Here is a 22,988-nt window from a genome sequence, read left to right as displayed (position 1 = left end):
GACCGCAGCCGATGCTGGGAACGACCGTGGCGAGCACTGAACCGAGTTGCAACGAGGCCGCCCACCTGGCGCGCCTGAAGGAGATCAGCGAGGTAGCGGTGCGGCTCGAGAACCAGGAACTCGCCATCGGAGCCCTGCCCCCACCAGATGCACTTCAGTGCGCCCTCGAGCAGAGGGACCAGGCTCATGCTGGCCAAGGAGACAGCGCGGACACTCTGGACGGACGAGTAGGGCCGTTCTACGACACCACTGGGCTCCTCGAAAAGCTCCACATGAGCAGCGACATGCTCGATGCTCTGGTGCGAACCGGCGACGTGCTTGAGGTGGTCTCTTCGGACGGCTACGCGCTCTTTCCTGCCTTCCAGTTCGGGCAGGTCGCGCAGCCCCTGCCCCGGCTGCGTGATGTGCTCGCTGAGCTCGATCCGGGACAGGTTGACCCATGGGGTGATGCCGTATGGCTGAACGCACCGGCCGAAGAACTCGAGGGCGTCAGCCCCGCCACGGCACTGCGGCTTGGCCGAACGGAAGATGTGGTGCGTCTCGCTCGTGCTGCCGGTTCGTTCCGACTCGGATGATCCGGCTAACGGGCCGGAGCCAGGTGAACCGGGACTCGCTCCATCTAGGCGCGGCCGCGGGAGCCCCCCCCCCACAAGAGAGGGTGCCCAAGATGACTGACCAACCTGCCGACAGCTCGTCTGGCCATGAGGCAGACAGCGTCCGTGGACGAGATTACGTTCTTCAGCTCTCGCTAGAGCGCGTTTCGGATCCGATCCTGAGAGCTCTGCTGCGTGCGATCCGGTCTGGCGACATACGGCCCTCCGAAGGTATGGATTACGCGTCCGAATTCATCGACCACAACCGTCCTCAAACCGCTGATCGTCCGTCGGTAACAGGAGCTGCTGCGCTGGCGGACGCAGCCCTCGGTGCGGAGGGGATCACGGTCATCGACCCATACGCGCGACAGCTCGCCCGGTGGGTTGCCGAGGGACGGATGAGCGGGGATGAGGCAGTGGCGTTCGTCACGGTCCTGATCGATGTCGGTGCTTGCCTTGTCGATCCCGATGCACCACCCGATCGCGGCTACCAGGTGGAGACCGCGCCGTGGGGTGTTGACCTGCAGGGAGCTGTCGACCGCGGCGATACCGCGCACTTCGATGCGACAGCTCGGGCTTCTAGTGCGATGCGGTGCGACAGGGCGTTCCGACGGGCGGTCGGCGCTTCGGGTCTCGATAACAACCTGGAGCTTCGGGATGAAGTTCTAGTGGAACTCATCCGCGAGGTGCTGCGTGGCAAGCGGTCCGAAGACGATGCGCTCTCCGCGGGCCTCCGCCATATTCGCGAAGCGCACCGGTCCGATGGCTGACCGGCACGCACTCGTCGACGAGCGCATCGGTCTGCGCGGTGCACCCGAGAGGCCACGCCTCATTCGCCGAGAGGGCGAATCCGGGGGTTCGACGTCGGGGGCTGCTCCCATCCGTACTTCTCGTGGAGTTGCCGGATCAGATCAGAGTCATTGGCGGCCAAGGCTCGTAGCGCCGCAGCGTCGTGCCCCTTGGATCTCAAGTGCCGCAGGTTTGAACTGAGCGCTTGAGCCCAAGTCATCAGCGGTTCGAGGTTCTGCACCTGCTGTTCGATGTCGTCAGTCGCGTCCTGAGTCTCCATCACCACGCGCCCGTACGTCGCGCCGAGAATGCGCTCGGCCTCGAGCCAACGGTCCAACTCCGGCCACTCGGGAAGGTCATCGACCAGCGCGATCATCGCGATCCGTAGATCCGCGAGACGGTCCTTGATAGGTTCCGCCGAGGGGTCGAATCCGATCAGCCGCTGAACCGCTTCCTGCGTTGCTGACCATCGCCCATCGACAGCGGCGCGCTGTGACGCTGCGAGTGCTTCCTTCGATCGCTTGTTGGTCAGGTAGGTCCCGACAAGCGCGACAAGCAGTGACAGCACCGAGATGACCAAAGCGAGGACGTCCATATCGCGATTTTCGCACTCACCCTCCGAACTCGTCCTCGCCAGTCTCCAACAGCTCGGAGTGACCGTCGTGCACACCGGGACAGGCGGCGGCGAGTTCCACGCGCCGGCACGAGGACTGTATGACTCCCTCGGCTTCATCCGGTACCCAACAGCCGACTACGACCGGGCGATCTGAACTACGCAGGGAAGGCCACGCTCAACGGTCCTCCCGACCGTTCCGAGTCTGTCTCGATAGCCGATCGGCCGTCGAGACGGATGAATGTCCTGCGGAAGGGTGTGGGCAGCTTCGATCCGTGTCGTCGGAATCGCTTCCTTCGGTGTCGGGACGTCACGGGTGCGCGAGACGGCTCGCGTGACTTGGGCGTTCGGGTGCATACTGGTGGTGTCTTCGGACCCGGTAGTGGGGCTTGCCGGACCCAACCTCGACAGTTGTCGACAACAGTCCCTATCTCAGCTGGTCGCGTTTCTGCGCGCCTGAGGTAGGGAGTGTCATGACAGCACCAATCGGTACCGGACCGGTCGTTGTCGGTGTCCTACCCGGCCTCGCGCCGGGGGTGATCGAGGTTGCGGCGTCCATCGCGCGGCGCTTCGGTACGACGCTGGTGTGCGTCAGCGTGGATGCATCGCTCATCGATGCCGGTACGCGCTCGGACGGGTCGGTGATGGTGGAACCGATCGACCCTGACACCGCTGACACGACACCGCAGGGCTTGTCGGACAGTGACAAGGCGGCAGTACGTGCTGCCGCAACGACCTACGGCGTCGACGTCACGTTCGTCCCGGGGGTCGGGGACCCGAGCCGGGCACTGTCGCAGGTGGCCGAAGACCGCGACGCGGCGATGCTGGTCGTCGGGGCCAGGACGGGAGCGGGTCGAATCGCGGAGTTCTTCACGGGGTCGGTCGCGGCACGGCTGACCCATCAGCAGCACCGTTCAGTGCTCGTAGTGCCCGTTGATCCGGTCGGGTTCGATGCCCCACTGCCGTGGGACACCCCGTGACCGGCCAGCTTGTTCTGCTCCGCCACGGACAGAGCACTGCGAACGCTGCCGGTACCTTCACCGGCTTGCGAGACGTCGCGCTGACCGAACAGGGCAGCGCCGAAGCGAATCGGGCTGGGTTGCTCCTTCTGCATGCCGGCATCCGACCGGACCTCGTGCTCACGTCGACGCTCGAGCGGGCGCTCCACACGGCGGAGCTCGTCACCGACGTCGTCGGACGTGATGCGCCGATCGAGTCGACGTGGCGGTTGAACGAGCGGAACTACGGCGCCCTCACCGGCATGTCCAAGCAGAATGCGCAAGCGGCGTTGGGGGCGGAGCAGTCCGTCGCTGTTCGTCGGACCCGCACGGGTCGGCCGCCACGCATGTCGATCCGCGCGTGGCTGGCGCTCCGGCGGACGCCGGCGCTTCGTGGACTGCCGTGGGCGGCAGTTCGTCGAACCGAGACACTCTCCGACGTCATCCGCCGGGTCCGACCCGTCCTGTCGGACCGCATCACCCCGGCACTCCGCGACGGGCAGACAGTGCTCGTCGTCGCGCACGGCAACTCACTGCGGGCACTGTGTGCCTGCATGGACGGCCTGACTGACGGTGAGCTCGCGGACCTGAACCTCCCCACGGGCGAACCCCTGATCTACCGGTTCGACGGCGACGGTGGGTTCTGTCCGCGGGGTGGGGAGTACCTGCATCCGGCAGCACGAGCAGCAGCGGCAGCGGTCGCTGCGGAAGGTGGAACATGACCTCCCGAACGGACACGGACCTGCCCGATGGGCAGCTCCCTCCCGACCCGGACATCGACGCCAATGACCCGGAGCGTATCGACCGGCCAGTGCATCTGCGGTGGCGGTACCTCGGTGTCGTCGCACTCGGCGGCGCCATCGGTACCGCCGCACGCGACGGACTCAGCACCGCGTTCTCCGCTCAGCACGGAGTGTCCTGGGCGATCTTCTGGATCAACATCGCCGGCGCGCTCCTCCTCGGTGTGCTGCTGGAACACCTCGCGCATCGCGGACCTGACGAGGGTCGCCGCCGGACACTGCGCCTGCTTCTGGGAACCGGTGTCCTCGGCGGGTTCACCACCTACAGCACCCTCGCGACCAGCACCGCGGTGTTGTTCCTCGCTGGCCGCGGGTTGGCCGGCACCGGGTACGGGCTCCTGACGGTCCTCGCCGGCGCGTTCGCCACCGGTAGCGGCCTCGCGATCGCGGGTTTGGTCCGACCGAACGGGGCCACATCATGAGCGCCCTGGCCTTCCTCAGCGTCGCTGTCGCTGGCGGTGTCGGCGCGGCCGCACGGTTCTTCGTGGATGGTGCGATCAACCGGGGTCGGCAGTTCCGGCTCCCGGTCGGGACGCTGACGATCAACATCACCGGCTCGTTCCTGCTGGGCTTGATCACCGGCGCCGCCGGTCACCTCGGCGCCACCCCCGTCGCGGTGCTCGGAACAGGGCTCATGGGTGGCTACACCACGTTCAGCACCGCCAGCTTCGAGACCGTCCGCCTCGCACGCACTGGCCGCACCACCGCGGCTGCCGTGAACGGGCTCGGGATGCTCGTCGTCTCCGTCGCCGCAGCCGCCGGGGGCGTCACCCTCGGCACCCTCACTTGACCATCCGACTGGGAGAAGAACAGCTCATGCACTTCGACATCACGATCGAGATCCCCCGCGGCAGCGGCAACAAGTACGAGGTCGACCACGCCACCGGACGGATCCGCCTGGACCGGGCGGTGTTCACCAGCATGGTGTTCCCGCAGGACTACGGCTCGATCGACGACACTCTCGGCGATGACGGCGACCCCCTCGACGCGCTCGTGCTGCTGCCCCGGCCCACGTTCCCCGGCGTCGTCATCGACGTCCGCCCGGTCGGGATGCTCCGCATGGTCGACGAGAACGGCGGCGATGACAAGATCCTCACCGTCCCCGCCGGAGACGTCCGCTTCGACCACGTCCAGGACATCTCCGACGTCGCCGAGCCGGTCCTGGCGGAGATCGAGCACTTCTTCGCCCACTACAAGGAGATCGAGCACGGCAAGCACGTCACCACCAACGGGTGGGCGAACCGTGTCGACGCCGAAGCCATCATCCGCGCCGCACAGGAACGGTTCACCCCGCACCCCTGACCGGCACCCGCGCACCCGACACCATCCAGTGCGCGCCCTGAACCGCCGTGGGGAGGCAACTGGCGCCCAGTGATCGCCAGGAGGTCGTCCCTCCGCCTCCCCGCGGCCCACACCCGCACGACCAACCCGAAAGGCGACAACCGCCGTGAACGACTACATCAGCAACGTCCACCACACCACCCACCATCAGGGCGAGTACGTGACCCACACCAGCCGCCCCGTCACCATCAGCAGCCTGCACGGCTCCCGGATCCTCGACTCCCGCGGCTACCCGACGATCCAGGTGCGTCTCGAGCTCGAGGACGGCACCGTCGTCACCGGTGACGCCCCCGCAGGCGCATCCACTGGCGCGCATGAGGCTGTCGAGCTTCGCGACGGCGGCAGCAGCTACGGCGGCCGCGACGTGAGCCAGGCACTGCACCTCATCACGACGGACGTCGCACCGATGATCACCGGCCAGTCGTGGACCTCGATCGGGCAGGCCGACGCCGCCCTCGCTGCCCTCGACGGCACCCCGAACCACCGCCGGCTCGGCGCGAACAGTGTCGTCGCGACCTCGATCGCGATGGCACGCGCTCTCGCCGCCGCAGCGGAGCTGCCGCTCTGGCGTTGGATCGCAGACGTCACCGGCAGCACGCCCCGCCTGCCCGTCCCGCACTTCAACGTGCTCAACGGCGGAGCGCACGCAGCGAACGCGCTCGACTTCCAGGAGTTCATGATCGCCCCGGTGAACGCCGAGACCATGACCGACGCGGTTCGGATCGGATCGGACGTCTACCACGCGCTGGCGGCACTGGTCCGGGAACGGTTCGGCAGTCTCGGTCTCGGGGACGAAGGCGGCTTCGCCCCGTCGATCGCCGCGCCCGAGGAGGCCCTCGACCTCCTCGTCGCCGCGATCAGTACCGCCGGTTACGAGCCCGGCGTGGACACCGTCGCGATCGCACTCGACCCGGCGGCGAACGAGTTCGCGCTCGGTGACGGTAGCTACCGGGTCGTGGACCGCCGGCTCGACCGCGCAGGCATGGTCGACTACTACCGCGACCTCATCAGCCGGTATCCGATCCGGAGCATCGAAGACGGCTTCTCCGAAGATGACCACGGCGGCTGGAAGGCGATGTCGTTCGCGCTCGGCGACATGCTCCAGATCGTCGGCGATGATCTCTACGTCACCGATCCGCAGCGCATCCGCGACGGTGGGAAGGACGGGCTCTCGAACGCGGCGCTCATCAAGCCGAACCAGATCGGCACCGTCTCCCAGACCCTGGACGCGATCGGCGTCGCACGCTCGCTCGGGATGCGGAGCATGGTGTCGCACCGGTCCGGCGAGACCACCGACACGTTCATCGCGGACCTCGTCGTCGGCACCGGAACCGGACAGATCAAGTCCGGCGCACCCGCCCGCGGAGAACGCGTCGCCAAGTACAACCGGCTCACCGAGATCGCGGAGAACAATCCGGAGCTGCCCTACGGGCTGCGCTGACCCCGACCGGTCACCTCGTGGGCGACGCGCAGGAAAGCAGAACCAGCTGGCTGAGGCTCTCCCGACCAGATCGCCCGCAACGGCCGGGCAAGTGGCGGCCCAGCGAGCGGGACCCGCACCAGCGACCCGTCGTTGATGTCGGCGGCGACCGTGCGAAGGCTCATCACCGCCGGTGCAATTCCAGCCTGCGCGTTCGCCCGGATGATGCTCGTGGTCTCCAGCACCGCGGCCGGAACCGACATGCTCAAACCGGCCTCCCTGAGCCATGCGGCGAGGGTCGCGCGAGTTCCGGAACCTTCTTCCCGCAGGAGCAGAGCCGTCGCCGCCAGGACCTCCGCAGTGATCCCGGTCGACCGAGCCCAGGGATGTTCCGGCGCAACGACGACCGCGAGCTCATCGTCCGCGATCACCTGCGCGGACACACCTGCCGCCGTCACCGGGGTCTCCGTGAACCCGAGGTTCGCGCCACCCGACTGCACGAGGTCCGTCACCGCGGCGGAGTTGCCCGCGATCAGGCGCACCCGCACGTCGGGTTCGCGGCGGCGGAATTCGAGCAGCCAGCCCGGCAGCAGCAGCTCCGCGATCGTCTGTGACGCTGCGACGACGAGCGAACCCGTGGGAGTCCGCAGCGCAGCCACTCCTGCCTCGAGGTGGCGAGACGCGTCGAGGACCGGTCCGGCCAGCCCGACGACGAGCCGGCCGGTCTCGGTCAGCACCGACCCCGTGGTCGAGCGGTGCACCAACAAGTGACCGACCATGCGCTCGGCGACCCGGATCCGAGCAGACACTGCCTGTTGCGTGACGCCGAGCGCTCCAGCGGCAGCGGAGAGGGAGCCGGTCTCGGCGACGCGTGCGAGCACGTCGAGTGTGTCGAGGTCGAGGGTTCGGTCCGTGAGTCGCCGTAGTGCCACAATCATTGATTGTGCCCTGCCAAGAGGTTCCGGGTACCGCCAGGGGCAGGATTCGCGCAGGCTTGGCCCATGACAACGCTCCGCACGGACCCTGCACCCGCGAACGGTAGCCAGCTGCCCCAACGGCCGCAGACGGCGTTGTTCCGTGACCTGGAGCGGCCAGGCCTGATCGTGTCGAATCTCACACCGAACTGGTTCGCGTCGATCATGGGCACGGGGATCGTCGCTGTCGCAGCTGCGTCACTGCCGCTGCAGTTCCCCGGGCTGCGCCTCGCGGCGACGGTCGTGTGGGCGATCGCCGCGGTGCTCCTCGTCGCCCTCACGATCGCGACGGTGCTGCACTGGATGCGCTACCGGAGCACTGCAGCCGGGCACCAGCTCAACCCGGTGATCTCGCACTTCTACGGGGCACCGCCGATGGCGTTCCTCACCGTCGGCGCCGGGACACTCCTGCTCGGCAAGGACTGGGTCGGCCTGCCCGCCGCCGTCACCGTCGACTGGGTCCTGTGGACCATCGGCACCATCGGAGGACTGCTCACGGCAGTGCTCGTGCCGTACCTGGCGTTCACCCGCCACGAGAACAAGCCCGACTCCGCGTTCGGCGGTTGGTTGATGCCGATCGTCCCGCCGATGGTGTCTGCCTCCACCGGTGCGCTCCTGCTGCCGTACGCCCCCGCCGGGCAGGCGCGGGAGACGCTGCTGTGGTCCTGCTACGGCTTCTTCGGCCTCAGCCTCATCACGTCGCTGGTCGTGATCACGCTGATCTGGAACCGTCTCGCGCAGCACAAGGTCGGTGCCGCGGGCATGGTCCCGACTCTGTGGATCGTCCTCGGGCCGGTCGGACAGTCGATCACCGCGGTGAACCTCCTCGCATCGAACGCCCCCACCGTTGTCGATGCGAGTACCGCGCATGCCCTGCTGGTCGTGGCGCTGGTGTACGGGTTCGCGATGCTCGGCTTCGCGCTGCTGTGGACCGTCATCGCCCTCGCGATCACCATCCGCACTGCCCGCGAACACTTGCCGTTCAGCCTGACCTGGTGGTCCTTCACGTTCCCCGTCGGGACCTGCGTCACCGGCCTGAACGGGCTCGCCCTGCACTCAGGACTGACCGTCGTCGCCGTCCTCGCAGTTGTCTACTACGTCGGCCTCGTCGTCGCGTGGATCACCGTTGCCGTCCGCACCTTCCACGGATCCGTCATCCGTGGCACCCTCCTGGCACCGCCACAGCCGGCGTGAGCACCGCCGAGGAGCTCGCGGACGTTCGATCGCTGAACGCTCTCGCCGAGACATGGCGCACCGCACCGGACGGCTCGCGACGGTTCGTCCCGAGCTTCGACCCACGATCCGGCGGTACATCCAGCCGCGTCCTGGTCCTGATGCAGTCGCCCGGCCCCCAGACCATCGCCGCAGCGCACGCAGCGATCTGCAGCGAGGACAACCCGGGCCCGACCGCGGCCGCGTTCCGCGCAGCCCGCATCGAGTCCGGACTCGCACGCAACGAGTACCTCCGCTGGAATCTCATCCCATGGGAAGTCCCCGGCCGCGTGCGGCTCGCGGACATCGACGAGGGGCGGCATGCCCTCGCCGCACTGCTCGCGGCCCTCCCCGCGCTCACTGCGATCGTCACGTACGGGGCCGTCGCCCTCGACGGCATCATGCGACACCTCACCCTGGACGAGCACCCCCGACTCCTTCCGGTCATCGCAGCACCACATCCGTCTCCCGCCAACGGCCGCCACCGCTCGGAACAACACCTCCGTTCCGTGCAAGCACTCCAGCTCGCCGCGCTGGCACGACCGCTGTGACGGATACGAACGATCAGCTGTTGCCCGGCCGGTTGTTGGACGAAGGATCTGAGCCTCGAAAGTCCATGGGCTATCGAGACGCGGGATCAGCGCAGACGCACGAGGCCGGCGTGGGTGGGTCGGAAGCCGCAGGCCCCCTCGTAGAAGGGCACCATGTCCTCGCCGTAGTCGACGAACAACCACTCGCAGCCGGCGGATCGGACCGCGTCGACGGCGTAGCGGACCACCGCTGTTCCAAGGCCCCGATGTTGGTATGTCGGATGCGTCTTGGCGTCGATGAGAAACGCATGGTCTGCACCATCCCAGGCGACGTTGACGAAGCCGACCAGCTCACCACCGGGGGCTCTGCCCGCGACCCAGCCCAGGGAGTGCGGACTTATCCGGTCCCACCAGCCGGGTTCGGGTGACCCTCCCTGAGCCGCGGTGAGGCCTGCTAGCTCGTCGTCACTGATTATCGAACGCCAGGTGAGCGTCACGTCGTTGTGCTGCATCGTCCCAAGCTCCCACGAGGAGGCTGAGTTCGCCAGGCACCGCTGGACGATCGGCTAACGAGACGGGTGGTGATGCTTCCGCGCAGCGATAGAGAACATCATTGGCACGCGTTCGTTGCCGTCAGCAAGCGCGTAACCAGCCGGCGTCTTGACGAGATTCGGAATGGGCTCCCATGGCATGGCGGTGTATTCGTGGAAGGCTTCGATTTGAAGCCCCGCAGCCAAAATCGAGGTGAAGATTTCGTCCAGGGAGTGGGGCCACTCGTACGTGGTTCGGTTCGTGAGAAGGGTGTCGCTCGCGTACGTGGTCCCGGAGTCGAATCGTTGGGCTTCGCCCGCTCCGAAGTACGGCTCGGTGACGACGAGGGCGGTGTCTTGTCGGTCGTATTGGAGGGTCATGACCATGGGGTGTGCTTCGTAGAGGAAGAACAGCCCGCCCGGTTTCAGGAGCCGTTCGACGGCGCGCGCCCACGTGGTGAGGTCCGGGAGCCACGCGAGGACGCCGACGGTTGTGTAGACAACATCGAATTGCCGGCCGAGCTGATCGGGGGCGTCTTCGTTGGATGTTTGGACGAAGGACGCATCGACGCCGGCCCGAGCAGCAAGCGAGGTGGCTGCTGCGATCGCGTCACCGGAGAAGTCGGTGCCGACGACTCGTGCCCCAAGCCTGGCGAGGCTGATCGAGTCAACCCCGATGTGGCATTGAAGGTGCACGACGTCGAGCCCGGTGAGAGACCCATCGGGGAGGTGGGGAGCCATGACCTTGGCTTCGAACATGACCCGGTTGGCGGAGGGGTCGTCGGCGAACTCAGCCGCCTTGTAGGCGACGAGGTGATCTGAAACTCGTTCGTCCCAGTTCGCCCGGTTGGTCTCGATCTGGTCATGAGTGGACACGGCAACCCCCTAGTGAATGAGCAAAGCCGACCAGCTTCCCAGAACGCTCCGCAGGCCGCAACACGTGCAAGGGGAAGGAACGGGAGGCCCATCCCAGTAGGCGATCCGCTATCGGGCAGCAGTACGTCGGTCGCGCGTACGTCCTGCTAGGTCGAACCACACTGGGCTCGCACTCGCGTCGAAGCGGCGCGCCGAATGTGAGCTCGAGGTGCTCAGGTCTGGGTGTTCGTCAGGTGCCGGCCGATGTAGCCGATATAGACCTTCCCGGTCCCTGCAACGTCGTCGTAGTAGTACAAGCGCGGTGCGAAGGTGTCGCGCCAAGTCGGCTTGAAATGCGCTTCCATGAGGACCGTGGCGCCCTCACGAACGGTTGTGGGGACGGAGAACACGCGCTCTGCCGACCACCTCGTGTTATTGAGCACGGTCTGGCTTTCCTTTGCGGCGTGCTGTCCGGGCGGGCACTTGGTGCCAGCGACGGCATCTGCACCGAGATACATGTGCAGACCCCCGTTGAAGCCGTTGAGCCGGGCTTCGGCGTAGTCATGGAGGACGCGGACGTGCAACCAGAACGCGGTGGCGTAAACCCCGGATGGGTAGCGGCGGTCGATCTCGATCGCCCCGTCGTCGTCGCCGGTAAAGACAACCCGAGCCGTCACGTGGTGTTCATCGTCGCCCGCAGTGAGCCGACGAACCAGTTCCTCGACGGTGCTTGGCGCAGCCCAGTCTTCGGTGTCCGGCTCGACGTAGGCATCGCCAGGTTGCCGGCTTGCAGCGAGACGGCGGCGCAACACCGTGTTATCTCGATCGGCGTTTTGGCGCGCCTCGAGCGCGACGGCCCACTCGAGTTCCATGTCCTCGCGTTCGCGGCGTAGCCGCACCACTTCCGCTTGCAAGTTCTCAACGGAGCCCGCTGCTTCCGCTAGCTGGTCGGTTGCGACCTGCACTTCAGCGACTTTGGCCTCAATGAACGTATCAAGGTCGTCCAGCTCCTTCGGCAGCGCGGGATCGCGTCCTAGCCAACGGCGAAGCATCGCCGTGATGCGTTCACGCCATGGCGACGAGGCTGCGGGTGCCTCGGGAGCACTCTGAGCTATATCACTCGCCGATTCGGTCGCAACTGGCTGCTGCGCCGGGAGCGGGGTGACTGCTCGAGCCTTGGCAACGATTGCCTGCACCCGAGCCGCGCGCTCGATGCCGGTCTCGCTGCGTCGCAACAGCTCGATCATGCGCTGCACGTCCGCAGGCAGCTGGGCCTCGACGAAGCGGCGGCGAGCGTCTTCTCCATGGCGACGTTGCAGCGGCTCTGCAACCCGGCCTCGCTGCAACGAACGGGTCAGAGTGGGCAGTGCCAACCATCGGTGGCGAATGGCGTCACTGGGACTGTCGAATTCAACGTCAGGAAGGAACGTGCGAATCTGGCCGGGGTGGAAGCGGTGGCTTACCGGCAGCGCTTCGGCGAATGCTTCGGCGGCATCGTGATACACGACGTACGCCGCTGTAACGCCCACGCTTTGCCGGGTGAGGCTCCCGACGACTTTCCGCCATGCGTCATCAAGATCACGTGCGGGCGAGAGCGCGACGACAACTGATGCCGTGCGATTCGGGTCGGCAATCGCAGCAAGCAGATCCTCGATCTGAGCGGAGCGAACAACATTTGGTGTTCCGGTAAGTTGCACGGACCCGTCGCTGGCGTCGTACGTGTCCAGCAGCGTGCGCACGATCTTCGGTGGCGCCACCTTCGCTAGTGCTGCCTCCCGGTCGGCCCCGGAGAGGTCGACCTCGACGACGATGGTCTGCTCGCCGCCGCGCTTCGACACGAGGGTGCCCGCGTACACGGACACGATCCACCGGCCAGACGGGTTCGCTTCGATGATCCTGTACAACCTGCGGGGCGTCTGCTCGTCGTGATCGGCGTGCACGACAAGCAGCTCGAGACCTCGGCCGATGGCGTAGTGCCCGGGGCCGTCCCAGTCGACACGGGCCTGCTGGGCAGGTCGCTTGCCGACCTTGCCCTTCAGCCAGGTGCGTACCTGCTCCTCCGCCGCCGCGACCGCGCTCTGACCCCTCGTTAGGCGCAGTACGGCCCTGTACCCAATCGCCATCCGCCACCCTCCCTCTTGGCACAGCGCGTAGAAGAAGCTGCACGTCTGCTCAAGTTTAGAAGTTGGCCCCGACATAGCCGCGCACCAGACCTGAGTGTCGCGCTCCGCGGCCGAGCAGGCCTTGCGACTCAGCTCTTCGCCGACATCCGTCATCTCACGCCCGAGCAGGCGAGCGACGTCTACTAGACCGCCAGAGCCAAGTCACCGCTAGGCGTGAATGGACGCTGAACGCAGCGTCCCTTCGGCGGTTCGCCATTGAGCCACGAGATGCCTGCGGGGGCTTCGGACTCCTACGGCCCTGCTCCGCAGTTAACCCTGTCTCACATAGGTGGTACGCGGGCTATCTCAGTTCACGCGCGCTATACGGACGCCTCCCGGCGCACGAGGGCTGAGCCTGGCACTAGTCGACGTGGCTGTCCGCGCTGCCAAACAACCTGTCCAACTCCGTATTTCAGGACACGTTGTGTGGCAGTTGGACAGGTTGGTTGGCGGACGACAACGGCGGGAGGGGACAACCCTCCGCGGTCCACGAGAACATGCCCCAAGATGCCACCGTGATGGTCTCAGCTAGTTCGGTAACGACCACCTGTCGCGAGATTCTCGCACTACCGACAACGCCCTTGCGGCGGCCAGGGGTCAAGATCGCGGCTGTTGGCACCGGACATCGTCAGTGAGGACCGGGACGACCTGTTGCTCTAGGACGTGGTGCTGATCAGTGGACACAAAAGTCTGGAATCGGACACTTTCGCTTGGAACCCACAACGAGAAGCGCGCCTACTGCGGCATGTCCACGAACCTCGAGAACATCCCGTGGAACGCCACCGTGATCGTGTCCGTCGGCCCGTTGCGGTGCTTCGCCACGATGAGGTCCGCCTCACCCTGCCGCGGGTTGTCCTTCTCGTACGCCGACTCGCGGTGCAGCAGGATGACCATGTCGGCGTCCTGCTCGATCGACCCGGACTCACGCAGGTCGGAGATCTGGGGCTTCTTGTCGGCACGCTGCTCGGGACCACGGTTCAGCTGCGACAGCGCGACGACGGGGACCTGGAGCTCCTTCGCCATGAGCTTCAGCGCACGCGAGAACTCGGAGACCTCTTGCTGGCGGGACTCGACCTTCTTGCCCGAGGTCATGAGCTGCAGGTAGTCGATGACGACCATGCGGAGGTTGTGCTGCTGCTTGAGGCGCCGGCACTTCGCCCGGATCTCCACGAGCGTCATGTTGGGGGAGTCGTCGATGAAGAACGGGGCGTCGTTGATGCGCCCACGGGTCTGCGCGATCGTCGTCCAGTCGCGGGAGTCGACGGTGCCCTTGCGCATGTTCTGCAGCGGCACACTGGACTCGGCGGAGAGCAGACGCATCGCGATCTCGGCGCGACCCATCTCGAGCGAGAAGAAGGCGGCGGTCTCGTTGTGCTTGATCGCCGCCGCGCGGCAGAGGTCGAGCGCGAGCGTCGACTTCCCGAGGGCTGGTCGGGCGGCGATGATGATGAGCTGCCCGGGGTGGAAGCCGTTCGTGAGGCCGTCGAGCTGGGCGAACCCGGTCGGGACACCGGTCATCTGCCCGTCGCGCCCCTTCGCGGCCTCGATCTCGTCGAGGGCGGCGGAGATGGCGTCGGTGAGGGGGACGTAGTCCTCGGTCTGGACACCACCGGCGACGTTGTAGACCTCGGCCTGGGCGCTGTTGACGAGGTCGGTGACCTCACCCTCGGACGCGTAGCCCATCTGCACGATGCGGGTGCCCGCGTCGACCAGGCGGCGCAGCACGGCCTTCTCTGCCACGATCGCCGCGTAGTACCCGGCGTTCGCTGCGGTGGGCACCATGCTCGTCACGCTGTGCAGGTACTCGGCGCCGCCGGCGCGGGACAGCAGGCCGGTCTTCGTCAGCTCGTCGGTGACGGCGATGACGTCGGTCGGTTCACCGTGCGAGTACAGGGACAGGATCGCGTCGAAGATGACCTCGTGCTTGGGGATGTAGAAGTCCACGCCACGTGCGGTCTCGATGACGTCGGCCACGGCGTCCTTCGACAGGAGCATGCCGCCGATCGTCGACTGCTCGGCGAGCATGTCGTGCGGGGGAGTGCGTTCCGCGCCACCACGATCCGCGTAGTCCTGCGGCGCGGGTTCGAGATGCGCGATCGACACACTTGCTCCTCTTTGTTCAGTGGCGGCTCGTCCAGTGGCTGCGACGGGTCCGCCCGACGGCGGCCGTCACGAACCGACCGTCCCTGTTCTACCCCGGGCGACCGACATCGCCGAGTCGCTGGGCCAAGCTACGGGGACAGAGTTATCCCCAGCAAACAGCCCTGTGGATAACTCTGTGGAGAGCCTGCGGAACACGCCGGGATGCTGTGTGGACAACTGTGGACAGCGGTGTGGACAAGTGGCCCGGGGAACACACTTTCGACCGCTTGACCTGGGGTTTCGTGTTCCACACCATGTGTGGAGAAGTGGGGTTCAAGTACGCATTGAAGGTTACCGATCCGACCGTTTCGCCTGTGTAAAAACAGTTGACAAACGGAAACCTGAGGACAACTTTCCCAAGCCGTTCCCAGCAAGCGCGAGCCTGTCTGAGAAGTAACCGGTCAGCGCGGGACGAGCCGCGCCTCCTGGGTCGGAACCGCCACCGACGACCCCGGAACGCGACGACGGGCGGGCCTCCCGGAGGAGACCCGCCCGTCGTGAGCGGAAGACCGCAGCCAGTGTTACTTGGCGGCGACGACCTGGAGCGAGATCACGGCAGTGATGTCCTCGCGCAGACGCACGGTGGCCTCGTGGTCACCGACGGTCTTGATGGTCGCGGGGACCTCGACCTTGCGCTTGTCGAGCGAGCCGACGCCCTGCGCCTGGACGGCGTCAGCGACGTCGCCCGGACGGACGGAGCCGAACAGACGACCGTCCTTGCCGGCCTTGACGGTCAGCTTGATGGTCGCGTTCTCGAGCTTCATCTTGAGGTCCTGTGCCTCTTCGATGGTGGCGAGCTCGCGAGCGGCACGTGCCGCACGGATCGACTCGACCTGCTTCTCGCCGCCCTTGGACCACGCGACAGCGAAGCCCTGCGGGATCAGGTAGTTGCGGGCGTAGCCGTTCTTGACGTCGACGACGTCACCGGCGGAACCGAGGCCGGAGACCTCGTGGGTGAGGATGAGCTTCGACATGTGTCGACCTCCGATCAGCGGCCGGAGCCGGCGTAGGGGAGGAGCGCCATCTCACGGGCGTTCTTCACGGCACGGGCGATGAGGCGCTGCTCCTGGACGGAGACGCCGGTGATGCGACGGGCGCGGATCTTGCCACGCTCCGAGATGAACTTGCGAAGGGTCGCGACGTCCTTGTAGTCGATGACGCCGACCTTGATCGACTTCGCGGGAGCGGCGTTCTTGCCGCCCTTACCGCGAGGCTTCCGGCGATCGCCGGTGCTCTTTCCAGCCATTGTTTGTCCTTAAGAAGTGGAAGTTGTGTCCGTTGAACCGCGGAGGATCAGAACGGGGTCTCGTCGTCGTACGTGCCGCCCGGGGTGCTCCACACGTCGTTCGACTGTGCGTTGCCGCCCTGCTGGCCACCCTGGGTTGACCAGGGCGCGTCCGACTGACCGCCGCCGTTGTTGTTCCAGCCGCCGCCGTTGCCGCCGTTGCCCGCCGGGGCGTTGCCGCCACCGACCTGGCCACGACCGCCGCCGGAGCCACCCGCAGCACGGGTGATCTGCGCGGTCGCGTAGCGGAGCGACGGGCCGATCTCGTCGACCTCGAGCTCGATGCTCGTGCGCTGCTGGCCCTCACGGTCCTGGTACGAGCGCTGACGGAGACGACCCTGCGCGATGACGCGCGAGCCCTTCGTCAGCGAGCCCGCCACGTGCTCGGCGAACTCGCGCCAGACGCTCGCACGGAGGAACAGCGCGTCGCCGTCCTTCCACTCGTTCGCCTGACGGTCGAACGTGCGAGGAGTCGACGCGATGGTGAAGTTCGCCACGGCGAGCCCGTTCTGCGTGTACCGCAGCTCCGGGTCCGCGGTGAGGTTGCCCACCACCGTGATGACGGTTTCGCCGGCCACGGGTTACTCGGCGCTCGCGGTCGCGGTTGCGTTGGCGGCCTTGCGGGCCGCGCGGGCCTCGTCGCGCTGCTTCTGGGCGGCGACCTGCGCGATGCCCTCTTCGGCGCGGAGGACCTTCGTGCGGAGCACGGCCTCGGAGAGGCCGAGCTGACGGTCCAGCTCCTTGGCGGCCTCGGGGGTGGACGTGAAGTCCACGACGGCGTAGATGCCCTCGGACTTCTTCGCGATCTCGTAGGCGAGACGACGACGGCCCCAGACGTCCACGTTGTCGACGGTGCCACCGTCGTTGCGGATCACAGCGAGGAACTTGTCCAGGCTGGGAGCGACGGTGCGCTCGTCGATCTCGGGGTCGAGGATCGCCATCAGTTCGTACTGGTGCATGCGGAACCCACCTCCTCTGGTCTCAGCGGCCCCGAGCAGTTCTCGGGGCAGGAGGGTTTGATGCATGTGTCCCGCCACGCAAAGTGCGTGCGGACAACCCGGCAAGCTTAGCGGACGGCCTGGAGGCGCGCCACCGGCGGTGCAGAACCGATCGCGTCCGTCAGGCGGTCGCGTCGCGGGCGGCCCACCAGTCCCGCAGGCGCGCTTCGGCATCGTCGGACCCGAGGGGGCCCTCGTCCATCCGCACCTCGAGGAGGAAGCGGTAGGCCTCGCCCACGGCACGCCCCGGCGGGATGTCGAGGATGCGCATGATGTCGTCGCCGGAGAGGTCGGGACGGATCGAGTCGAGCTTCTCCTGCTCGGAGAGTTCCCGGATCCGGTCCTCGAGGTCGTCGTACGCGAAGGCGAGCCGGTCGGCCTTGCGGCGGTTCCGGGTGGTGACGTCGGAGCGGGTGAGCTCGTGCAGGCGTTCGAGCTGGTCGCCGGCGTCCCGGACGTAGCGACGGACGGCGGAGTCGGTCCACGCGCCGTCCGTGTAGCCGAAGAAGCGGAGGTGCAGCTCGATCAGGCGGCTGACGGCGGCGATGGTGTCGTTGTCGAAGCGCAGGGCACGGAGCCGCTTCTTCGCGAGCTTCGAGCCGACGAGGTCGTGGTGGTGGAAGCTCACGGCGCCGCCGGGCTCGAGCTTGCGGGTCGCCGGCTTCCCGATGTCGTGCAGGAGCGCGGCGAGTCGGAGCACCGTGTCGGGGGCCTCGCCGGGGTGCCGCTCGGCCTCGTAGCCGATCGCCTGCGTCAGGACCGTGAGGGAGTGCTCGTAGACGTCCTTGTGGTGGTGGTGCTCGTCGATCTCGAGCCGCATCGCCGGCAGTTCGGGGAGGAAGCGCTCGGCGAGCCCGGTGTCGACGAGCAGTCGCACGCCGTCCACCGGTTCGTCCGTGTTCAGGAGCTTGACCAGTTCGTCGCGGACCCGCTCGGCGGAGACGATGTCGATCGAGTCGACCAGGTCCGTCATGGCCTCGCGCACCTCGTCCGAGACCGTGAAGCCGAGCTGCGCGGTGAACCGGGCGGCGCGCATCATCCGCAGGGGGTCGTCGCGGAAGGAGACCCGGGCGGCCTGAGGCGTGTGCAGGCGCTCGGCGAGGAGGTCCTCGACGCCGCCGTGCACGTCGACGAGCTCCCGCGCGGGCAGACGGAGCGCCATCGCGTTGACGGTGAAGTCGCGGCGGAGCAGGTCGTCCTCGATGGTGTCGCCGAACGCGACCTCGGGCTTGCGGGTCTCGCCGTCGTAGACGTCGCTGCGGTACGTGGTGATCTCGACCTGCTCGCCGGCCACCCGCGCGGCGATGGTGCCGAACTGCCGACCGACGTCCCAGGTGTTGCTCGCGATCGGTCCGACGATCCGCAGGATGTCGTCCGGACGGGCGTCGGTGGTGAAGTCGAGGTCGGTGACCGCACGCCCGAGGAAGGCGTCGCGGACGGGCCCACCGACGAGGGCCAGTTCGTGTCCGGCGTCGGCGAAGGCCCGAGCGAGGATGGCGACGGGCTCGGTGGCGGCGAGTGCGTCGAGTCGCTCGACGGCCTGGGCAACGGACTGCATGACGGTCCTCATCCTCCCAGATCGCAGGCCTGAGTTCTCCACAACGTGCGCGCGCACGGGAGCGTTCATGGTCGGGCCTCATACACTCGTGGACGGCCCGAACCGACCCCGTGGCCCCTCCCGCATGCAGATCTTCCGCACCACGCTCGCCGCCGCCGCGTCGGCCCTCGTCGCGCTCGGCCTCGTCGTCGCGCCCGCTGCGGCCGACGGTGCACTCGCCACGACGGCCTCCACGACCACGACGCACGCCGCACACCCGGCGGCTGCCGAGCAGGGCCGGACGACGATCACGATCGCGCCGGCGAACCGCGGGATCGTCCAGCGCGACGAGGACCTCGAGCTCTCCGTCACGGTCACGAACGACACCGACGCGGACGTCCCCGCCGGCACCGCGGAGCTCGACATCTTCCGCTCCGTGAGCACGCGCGACGTCCTCTCCGACTGGCTCGCCGACACCAGCACGACCGGTTACCTCGGCGCCCCGATGGACTCCGTGGACGTCCCGGCGGTCCCTGCACACCGATCCGTCACGCTCGGCTCGGTGAAGATCGTCTCGGGCAACGTCGCCCTCGGCGGGTACTCGTCGTTCGGCGCGCGACGCATCGCCGCCGAGTACACGGCCGGTGACACCTACGCCGTGGCGCGGTCCGCGATCACCTGGTACCCCGAGACGGACCAGACGCCGGTGAGCGTCTCGGTCGCGATGCCCATCACCGTCCCGGCGACGAACCAGGGCGTCCTGACGGCCGGCGTCCTGGCCTCAGCGACCGCCGTCGACGGCACGCTCACCCAGCAGCTCGACGCCGCCGAGGACCACAACGTCGCCGTCGCGATCGACCCGCGGATCATCGCGTCCATCCGGATCCTCGGTGAGAACGCTCCGTCGTCGGCGACCGCGTGGCTGGACCGGCTCGAGTCACTCCGCAACGAGACCTTCGCGCTCCCGTACGCCGACGCCGACGTCACCGGCCTCCGGCAGGCGGGAGCCGACGGGGTCCTCTCGCCGATCTCCCTCGACCAGGAGATCAAGCAGCAGAACTTCCCCGGCGCGTCCACCCCGACCCCGACCCCGACGTCGGATCCGCAGAGCCCGACGGCCGACCCCTCCGCCTCGACGTCACCGACCGACGACGCCACCGCGGACCCAGGGACGGACGACGAGGCACCCGCGACGCTGCCCACCACCGATTCCCTGCTCGACTTCCCCTACTCGATGGACGGGATCGCCTGGCCGTCCGACGGCACCGTCACCGCGGCGGACCTGCCGGCGCTCGCGAAGGCCGGCTCGAAGACGACGATCGTGTCGAGCGGCAACACGTCGGCCGACGCGGACACGACGATCGCCGCGTCCGAGCAGATCGCCGGGCAACACGTCCTCGTGTCCGACCAGTCGATGTCCGCCCTGCTCCGCACCGCGGCGACCGCGTCGAGCCAGCAGGAGTGGTCGACGGCCATGTCCGAGCTCACCGCGACGCTCGCGACCTCCGCCCGGGCGGGCACGGCCGAGGCACCGATCCTGCTCACCCTCGGTCGCGACTGGCCGACGAACTCCGCGCGGCTGAGCCAGGCCCTCGACGCACTCGAGGACACCGCCTGGGTCGCCCCGGCGGACCTCTCCACCGCGGCCTCCGCGACGGCCGGCTCCCTCACGCTGTCCGCCGGGACGAACGGCGACGCCCGCATCGACCAGCTGCAGCGACTGGTGGACGGCGAACAGGACCTCGCCGGGTTCGCGTCCGCGCTGGACACCCCGACCGACCTGACCGCGCCCGCCCGACTCCGGCTGCTCGCCCTGGCCTCGAACGCCTGGCGCACCGACACGGACGGGCTCGCGACCGCCGTCGACGCCCAGGTCGCGAACTGGGCGGGCAAGACCTCGCAGATCAGCATCCCCGACTCGAGCAGCCTCACCCTGCTCGGCGACCGCTCCTCGCTGCCGATCTCGATCCGGAACCGCTCCGACTTCCCGGTCACGGTGCTGTTGTCCGTGCAGCCGTCCAACTCCGCGCTGCGGGTGGTGCGGAACGACATCGAGGTGAAGATCCAGCCGGACTCCTCCACCCGCACGACGGTGCCGGTCCAGTCGGTCGCGAACGGCAAGGTCAACCTGACCCTCTCCCTCACGAGTCCGACCGGGGTGAAGATCGCGACCCCGGCCACCGTCGAGCTGAACGTCCAGGCGCAGTGGGAGACCGTGATCACCGCGGCCGCGGCGGTGGCGCTCGTCGCGATCTTCGGGTTCGGCATCTTCCGGAGCATCCGGAAGCGTCGCCGTCGCCGGAACGGCGACGTCGACGAGGACGACGACGAGGACCCGAACCGGCTGCTCGAGGTCCAGCCGGTGGTCGGTGGGGACCCCGTGCCCGCCGCATCGCCGCACGACCGGCGGGCACCGTTCCTCCAGTCCGACACCGCGGTGCGCGACGCACCGACAGCCGACCCCGAGGAGCCGACCATCAGCGCCACCCAGCCCGAGCCGTCCGTCGACGCGGAGCCGGCCGCCGAGCGCAGTCTCGGCCGTGCCAGCGCGATGCTCGCCGCCGGCACCATGCTGTCGCGCATCCTCGGCTTCGCGAAGACCTTCGTCCTCGCCTTCGCGATCGGCAACACCGGCTCCGACGCCGCGAACGCCTTCGGCATCTCGAACCAGCTGCCGAACAACATCTACGCGCTCATCGCCGGCGGCCTGCTGTCCGCCGTGCTCATCCCGCAGATCGTCCGCTCGATGAAGCAGCACACCGACGGCGGCGTGGCCTACGTCAACAAGATCGTGACGCTCGGCGGGTCGGTGTTCGTCGTCATCGCGATCGTCGCGACGCTCCTCGCACCGTTCCTCGTCTCCGTGTACAGCCAGCAGGCGTCCGGCGACAGCAAGGGCTTCACCGACGCGCAGACGGACCTGGCCGTCGCCTTCGCGTTCTGGTGCCTGCCGCAGATCCTCTTCTACGCGATGTACTCGCTCCTCGGCGAGGTCCTCAACGCGAAGCAGGTGTTCGGGCCCTTCACCTGGGCGCCGCTGCTCAACAACGTCATCGCGATCGCTGGACTGATCGTCTTCATCGCGCTGTTCGGCGGTCGCGACGTCAACTCCTCCACCGAGGGGTGGACGGCGATCAAGATCGCCGTCCTCGCCGGCAGCGCGTCGCTGGGCGTGTTCGCGCAGGCCGCCTTCCTGCCGTTCTTCTGGCGGCGTGCCGGACTGACCTTCCGACCGGACTTCCGCTGGCGCGGCGTGGGGCTGCGCTCCACCGGGACGGCCGCCGGGTGGCTCTTCGCGATGATCCTCGTGACGCAGCTCGCCGGCATCGTGCAGTCCCGCGTCGCGTCGCTCGCCGGGGGCGCCGGCATCGCCACCCTCGGCACGACGTGGCTGCTGTTCATGCTCCCGCACTCGATCATCGCGGTCTCCATCGCGACGGCGTACTTCACGCGGATGAGCCACGACGCCGAACGCGGCGACCTCGGAGCAGTGCGCCGGAACCTCTCGCTCTCGCTGCGGATCGTCGGCCTGTTCACCGTGTTCGCGAGCGTCGCGCTCATCGTGCTCGCGATGCCGTTCGCCCGGATCTGGGAGAACCGGTTCGACCACACCCAGGCGATGGCCGAGGTCCTGTGGGCCTACATGCCGGGTCTCGTGCTGTTCAGCATGCTCTTCATCATCCAGCGGGTGTTCTGGGCCCTGCACGACCACCGCACGCCGTTCCTGATGCAGTGCGTCCAGTCGGTGCTGTTCGTCATCGGCGCCCTCGCCGTCGCGACCTTCCCCGGCAACGTGATCGGCGTCTCGATCGCGGTGTGCACGACCGTCGCGGGCACCGTGCAGACGATCATCGCGCTCGTCCTCGTCCGCAAGCGTCTGAACGGCATCGAGGGGCCGATCGTCACGCGGTCGCACGTGCAGTTCGTCATCGCCGCGCTCATCTCCGGCGTCGTGGGGCTCGTCGTCGTCAACTTCTTCGGCGGCTTCTCGGCCGACGGGTTCGCGATGTCCGACGTCTCCGGCGCACTGATCACCATCGCCCTCACCGGCGCCGTGATGGTGCTCGTCTACTTCGGGGCGCTCGTCGTCGCGAAGAACGGCGAGATCAGGGGCGCCGTCGACATCCTGCGGAAGCGGCTCGGTCGCTGACGCGCTCCCGGGTGATGCGGAATGCCACGCCGGTAGCATGTGTTGACCCGGTCAGCTAT

The 22,988-nt window shown here is 67.7% G+C and carries 22 protein-coding genes; 11 read left to right on the top strand and 11 right to left on the bottom strand.

The annotated features are described in order from the left end of the window. Positions 1-11: 11 nt before the first annotated feature. Both BIV01_RS06715 and BIV01_RS06710 read left to right on the top strand, forming a co-directional pair. Positions 12-575, top strand: coding sequence for a hypothetical protein (locus BIV01_RS06715; protein WP_071302305.1), 564 nt, complete (start codon positions 12-14; stop codon positions 573-575). Positions 576-667: 92 nt separating this feature from the next. Continuing rightward, on the top strand, positions 668-1,363 hold the full coding sequence (locus tag BIV01_RS06710; protein WP_139199241.1) for a hypothetical protein: 696 nt from the start codon (positions 668-670) through the stop codon (positions 1,361-1,363). Between the two features lie 59 nt (positions 1,364-1,422). On the opposite strand, the gene BIV01_RS06705 is transcribed toward BIV01_RS06710, so the two are convergent. Further along, the gene (locus BIV01_RS06705) at positions 1,423-1,977 is read right to left on the bottom strand and encodes a hypothetical protein (RefSeq protein ID WP_071302303.1); all 555 of its coding nucleotides are present in this window, start codon (positions 1,975-1,977) and stop codon (positions 1,423-1,425) included. Positions 1,978-2,468: 491 nt separating this feature from the next. Here BIV01_RS06705 and BIV01_RS06700 point away from each other — a divergent pair, with 491 nt between their 5' ends. The 6 genes from BIV01_RS06700 to eno all read left to right on the top strand — a co-directional run bounded on the left by BIV01_RS06700 (position 2,469) and on the right by eno (position 6,575). Beyond that, positions 2,469-2,975: a universal stress protein gene (locus tag BIV01_RS06700; RefSeq protein ID WP_071302302.1), complete on the top strand. Its 507-nt coding sequence runs from the start codon at positions 2,469-2,471 to the stop codon at positions 2,973-2,975. Beyond that, positions 2,960-3,715, top strand: a complete 756-nt coding sequence (locus BIV01_RS06695) for a 2,3-bisphosphoglycerate-dependent phosphoglycerate mutase (RefSeq protein WP_175473652.1) — start codon at positions 2,960-2,962, stop codon at positions 3,713-3,715. The genes BIV01_RS06700 and BIV01_RS06695 overlap by 16 nt, the downstream gene beginning before the upstream one ends. Further along, positions 3,712-4,215: a CrcB family protein gene (locus BIV01_RS06690; protein WP_441294374.1), complete on the top strand. Its 504-nt coding sequence runs from the start codon at positions 3,712-3,714 to the stop codon at positions 4,213-4,215. The genes BIV01_RS06695 and BIV01_RS06690 overlap by 4 nt, the downstream gene beginning before the upstream one ends. Then, on the top strand, positions 4,212-4,583 hold the full coding sequence (locus BIV01_RS06685) for a fluoride efflux transporter FluC (RefSeq protein ID WP_055960823.1): 372 nt from the start codon (positions 4,212-4,214) through the stop codon (positions 4,581-4,583). Before BIV01_RS06690 ends, BIV01_RS06685 begins: the two co-directional genes overlap by 4 nt. Positions 4,584-4,609: 26 nt before the next feature. Continuing rightward, on the top strand, positions 4,610-5,095 hold the full coding sequence (locus BIV01_RS06680) for an inorganic diphosphatase (RefSeq protein WP_055960822.1): 486 nt from the start codon (positions 4,610-4,612) through the stop codon (positions 5,093-5,095). Positions 5,096-5,240: 145 nt separating this feature from the next. Further along, entirely contained in the window at positions 5,241-6,575 is a 1,335-nt protein-coding gene (gene eno / locus BIV01_RS06675; protein WP_083413811.1) for a phosphopyruvate hydratase, read from the top strand. Here the strand turns inward: eno and BIV01_RS06670 are convergent. After that, entirely contained in the window at positions 6,560-7,492 is a 933-nt protein-coding gene (locus tag BIV01_RS06670) for a LysR family transcriptional regulator (protein WP_208385475.1), read from the bottom strand. The two genes, eno and BIV01_RS06670, sit on opposite strands and share 16 nt — an antisense overlap. Before the next feature lie 165 nt (positions 7,493-7,657). Here BIV01_RS06670 and BIV01_RS06665 point away from each other — a divergent pair, with 165 nt between their 5' ends. Further along, the gene (locus BIV01_RS06665; RefSeq protein WP_254791789.1) at positions 7,658-8,722 is read left to right on the top strand and encodes a TDT family transporter; all 1,065 of its coding nucleotides are present in this window, start codon (positions 7,658-7,660) and stop codon (positions 8,720-8,722) included. A gap of 140 nt (positions 8,723-8,862) precedes the next feature. After that, positions 8,863-9,291 carry a uracil-DNA glycosylase family protein gene (locus BIV01_RS06660; protein WP_254791788.1) on the top strand — a complete coding sequence of 143 codons (429 nt, stop codon included), beginning with the start codon at positions 8,863-8,865 and terminating at the stop codon, positions 9,289-9,291. An 86-nt stretch (positions 9,292-9,377) separates the two neighbouring features. Here BIV01_RS06660 and BIV01_RS06655 read toward each other — a convergent pair whose 3' ends face one another. The 9 genes from BIV01_RS06655 to BIV01_RS06615 all read right to left on the bottom strand — a co-directional run bounded on the left by BIV01_RS06655 (position 9,378) and on the right by BIV01_RS06615 (position 18,800). After that, positions 9,378-9,782: a GNAT family N-acetyltransferase gene (locus tag BIV01_RS06655; RefSeq protein ID WP_071302298.1), complete on the bottom strand. Its 405-nt coding sequence runs from the start codon at positions 9,780-9,782 to the stop codon at positions 9,378-9,380. Between the two features lie 54 nt (positions 9,783-9,836). Continuing rightward, complete coding sequence (locus BIV01_RS06650; protein WP_071302297.1) at positions 9,837-10,676, bottom strand: class I SAM-dependent methyltransferase; 840 nt, start codon at positions 10,674-10,676, stop codon at positions 9,837-9,839. A 212-nt stretch (positions 10,677-10,888) separates the two neighbouring features. Beyond that, the gene (locus BIV01_RS06645) at positions 10,889-12,931 is read right to left on the bottom strand and encodes a hypothetical protein (protein ID WP_071302296.1); all 2,043 of its coding nucleotides are present in this window, start codon (positions 12,929-12,931) and stop codon (positions 10,889-10,891) included. Between the two features lie 621 nt (positions 12,932-13,552). Then, on the bottom strand, positions 13,553-14,920 hold the full coding sequence (gene dnaB, locus BIV01_RS06640; RefSeq protein ID WP_070417481.1) for a replicative DNA helicase: 1,368 nt from the start codon (positions 14,918-14,920) through the stop codon (positions 13,553-13,555). A 560-nt stretch (positions 14,921-15,480) separates the two neighbouring features. Continuing rightward, entirely contained in the window at positions 15,481-15,933 is a 453-nt protein-coding gene (gene rplI / locus BIV01_RS06635) for a 50S ribosomal protein L9 (RefSeq protein ID WP_069712629.1), read from the bottom strand. 14 nt (positions 15,934-15,947) lie between these two features. Next, positions 15,948-16,205 carry a 30S ribosomal protein S18 gene (rpsR, locus tag BIV01_RS06630; RefSeq protein ID WP_017887834.1) on the bottom strand — a complete coding sequence of 86 codons (258 nt, stop codon included), beginning with the start codon at positions 16,203-16,205 and terminating at the stop codon, positions 15,948-15,950. A 47-nt stretch (positions 16,206-16,252) separates the two neighbouring features. Continuing rightward, positions 16,253-16,822 carry a single-stranded DNA-binding protein gene (locus BIV01_RS06625; RefSeq protein ID WP_071294220.1) on the bottom strand — a complete coding sequence of 190 codons (570 nt, stop codon included), beginning with the start codon at positions 16,820-16,822 and terminating at the stop codon, positions 16,253-16,255. Positions 16,823-16,825: 3 nt separating this feature from the next. Next, positions 16,826-17,203, bottom strand: a complete 378-nt coding sequence (rpsF, locus tag BIV01_RS06620; RefSeq protein WP_070417479.1) for a 30S ribosomal protein S6 — start codon at positions 17,201-17,203, stop codon at positions 16,826-16,828. A gap of 160 nt (positions 17,204-17,363) precedes the next feature. After that, positions 17,364-18,800: a CCA tRNA nucleotidyltransferase gene (locus BIV01_RS06615; RefSeq protein ID WP_071294221.1), complete on the bottom strand. Its 1,437-nt coding sequence runs from the start codon at positions 18,798-18,800 to the stop codon at positions 17,364-17,366. A 124-nt stretch (positions 18,801-18,924) separates the two neighbouring features. Here BIV01_RS06615 and BIV01_RS20190 point away from each other — a divergent pair, with 124 nt between their 5' ends. Further along, positions 18,925-22,929 carry a DUF6049 family protein gene (locus BIV01_RS20190; RefSeq protein WP_254791787.1) on the top strand — a complete coding sequence of 1,335 codons (4,005 nt, stop codon included), beginning with the start codon at positions 18,925-18,927 and terminating at the stop codon, positions 22,927-22,929. Positions 22,930-22,988: the final 59 nt, after the last annotated feature.

Origin of the sequence: Curtobacterium sp. MCBA15_013, assembly GCF_001865095.1 — a bacterium.
Classification (GTDB): Bacteria; Actinomycetota; Actinomycetes; order Actinomycetales; family Microbacteriaceae; genus Curtobacterium.
Note: the sequence above shows the minus strand (reverse complement) of the source record. Positions and strands in the feature narration are given on the sequence as shown.

Excerpts from the sequence above, each read along its gene's own strand:
- BIV01_RS06715 (WP_071302305.1), top strand. The coding sequence starts at position 12 with ATGCTGGGAACGACCGTGGCGAGCACTGAACCGAGTTGCAACGAGGCC.
- BIV01_RS06705 (WP_071302303.1), bottom strand. The coding sequence starts at position 1,977 with ATGGACGTCCTCGCTTTGGTCATCTCGGTGCTGTCACTGCTTGTCGCG.
- BIV01_RS06655 (WP_071302298.1), bottom strand. The coding sequence starts at position 9,782 with ATGCAGCACAACGACGTGACGCTCACCTGGCGTTCGATAATCAGTGAC.
- BIV01_RS06710 (WP_139199241.1), top strand. The coding sequence starts at position 668 with ATGACTGACCAACCTGCCGACAGCTCGTCTGGCCATGAGGCAGACAGC.
- rpsF (WP_070417479.1), bottom strand. The coding sequence starts at position 17,203 with ATGCACCAGTACGAACTGATGGCGATCCTCGACCCCGAGATCGACGAG.
- BIV01_RS06615 (WP_071294221.1), bottom strand. The coding sequence starts at position 18,800 with ATGCAGTCCGTTGCCCAGGCCGTCGAGCGACTCGACGCACTCGCCGCC.
- BIV01_RS06670 (WP_208385475.1), bottom strand. The coding sequence starts at position 7,492 with ATGATTGTGGCACTACGGCGACTCACGGACCGAACCCTCGACCTCGAC.
- BIV01_RS06685 (WP_055960823.1), top strand. The coding sequence starts at position 4,212 with ATGAGCGCCCTGGCCTTCCTCAGCGTCGCTGTCGCTGGCGGTGTCGGC.
- BIV01_RS06660 (WP_254791788.1), top strand. The coding sequence starts at position 8,863 with ATGCAGTCGCCCGGCCCCCAGACCATCGCCGCAGCGCACGCAGCGATC.
- BIV01_RS06700 (WP_071302302.1), top strand. The coding sequence starts at position 2,469 with ATGACAGCACCAATCGGTACCGGACCGGTCGTTGTCGGTGTCCTACCC.
- BIV01_RS06680 (WP_055960822.1), top strand. The coding sequence starts at position 4,610 with ATGCACTTCGACATCACGATCGAGATCCCCCGCGGCAGCGGCAACAAG.
- rplI (WP_069712629.1), bottom strand. The coding sequence starts at position 15,933 with ATGTCGAAGCTCATCCTCACCCACGAGGTCTCCGGCCTCGGTTCCGCC.
- BIV01_RS20190 (WP_254791787.1), top strand. The coding sequence starts at position 18,925 with ATGCAGATCTTCCGCACCACGCTCGCCGCCGCCGCGTCGGCCCTCGTC.
- BIV01_RS06645 (WP_071302296.1), bottom strand. The coding sequence starts at position 12,931 with ATGACGGATGTCGGCGAAGAGCTGAGTCGCAAGGCCTGCTCGGCCGCG.
- BIV01_RS06690 (WP_441294374.1), top strand. The coding sequence starts at position 3,712 with ATGACCTCCCGAACGGACACGGACCTGCCCGATGGGCAGCTCCCTCCC.
- rpsR (WP_017887834.1), bottom strand. The coding sequence starts at position 16,205 with ATGGCTGGAAAGAGCACCGGCGATCGCCGGAAGCCTCGCGGTAAGGGC.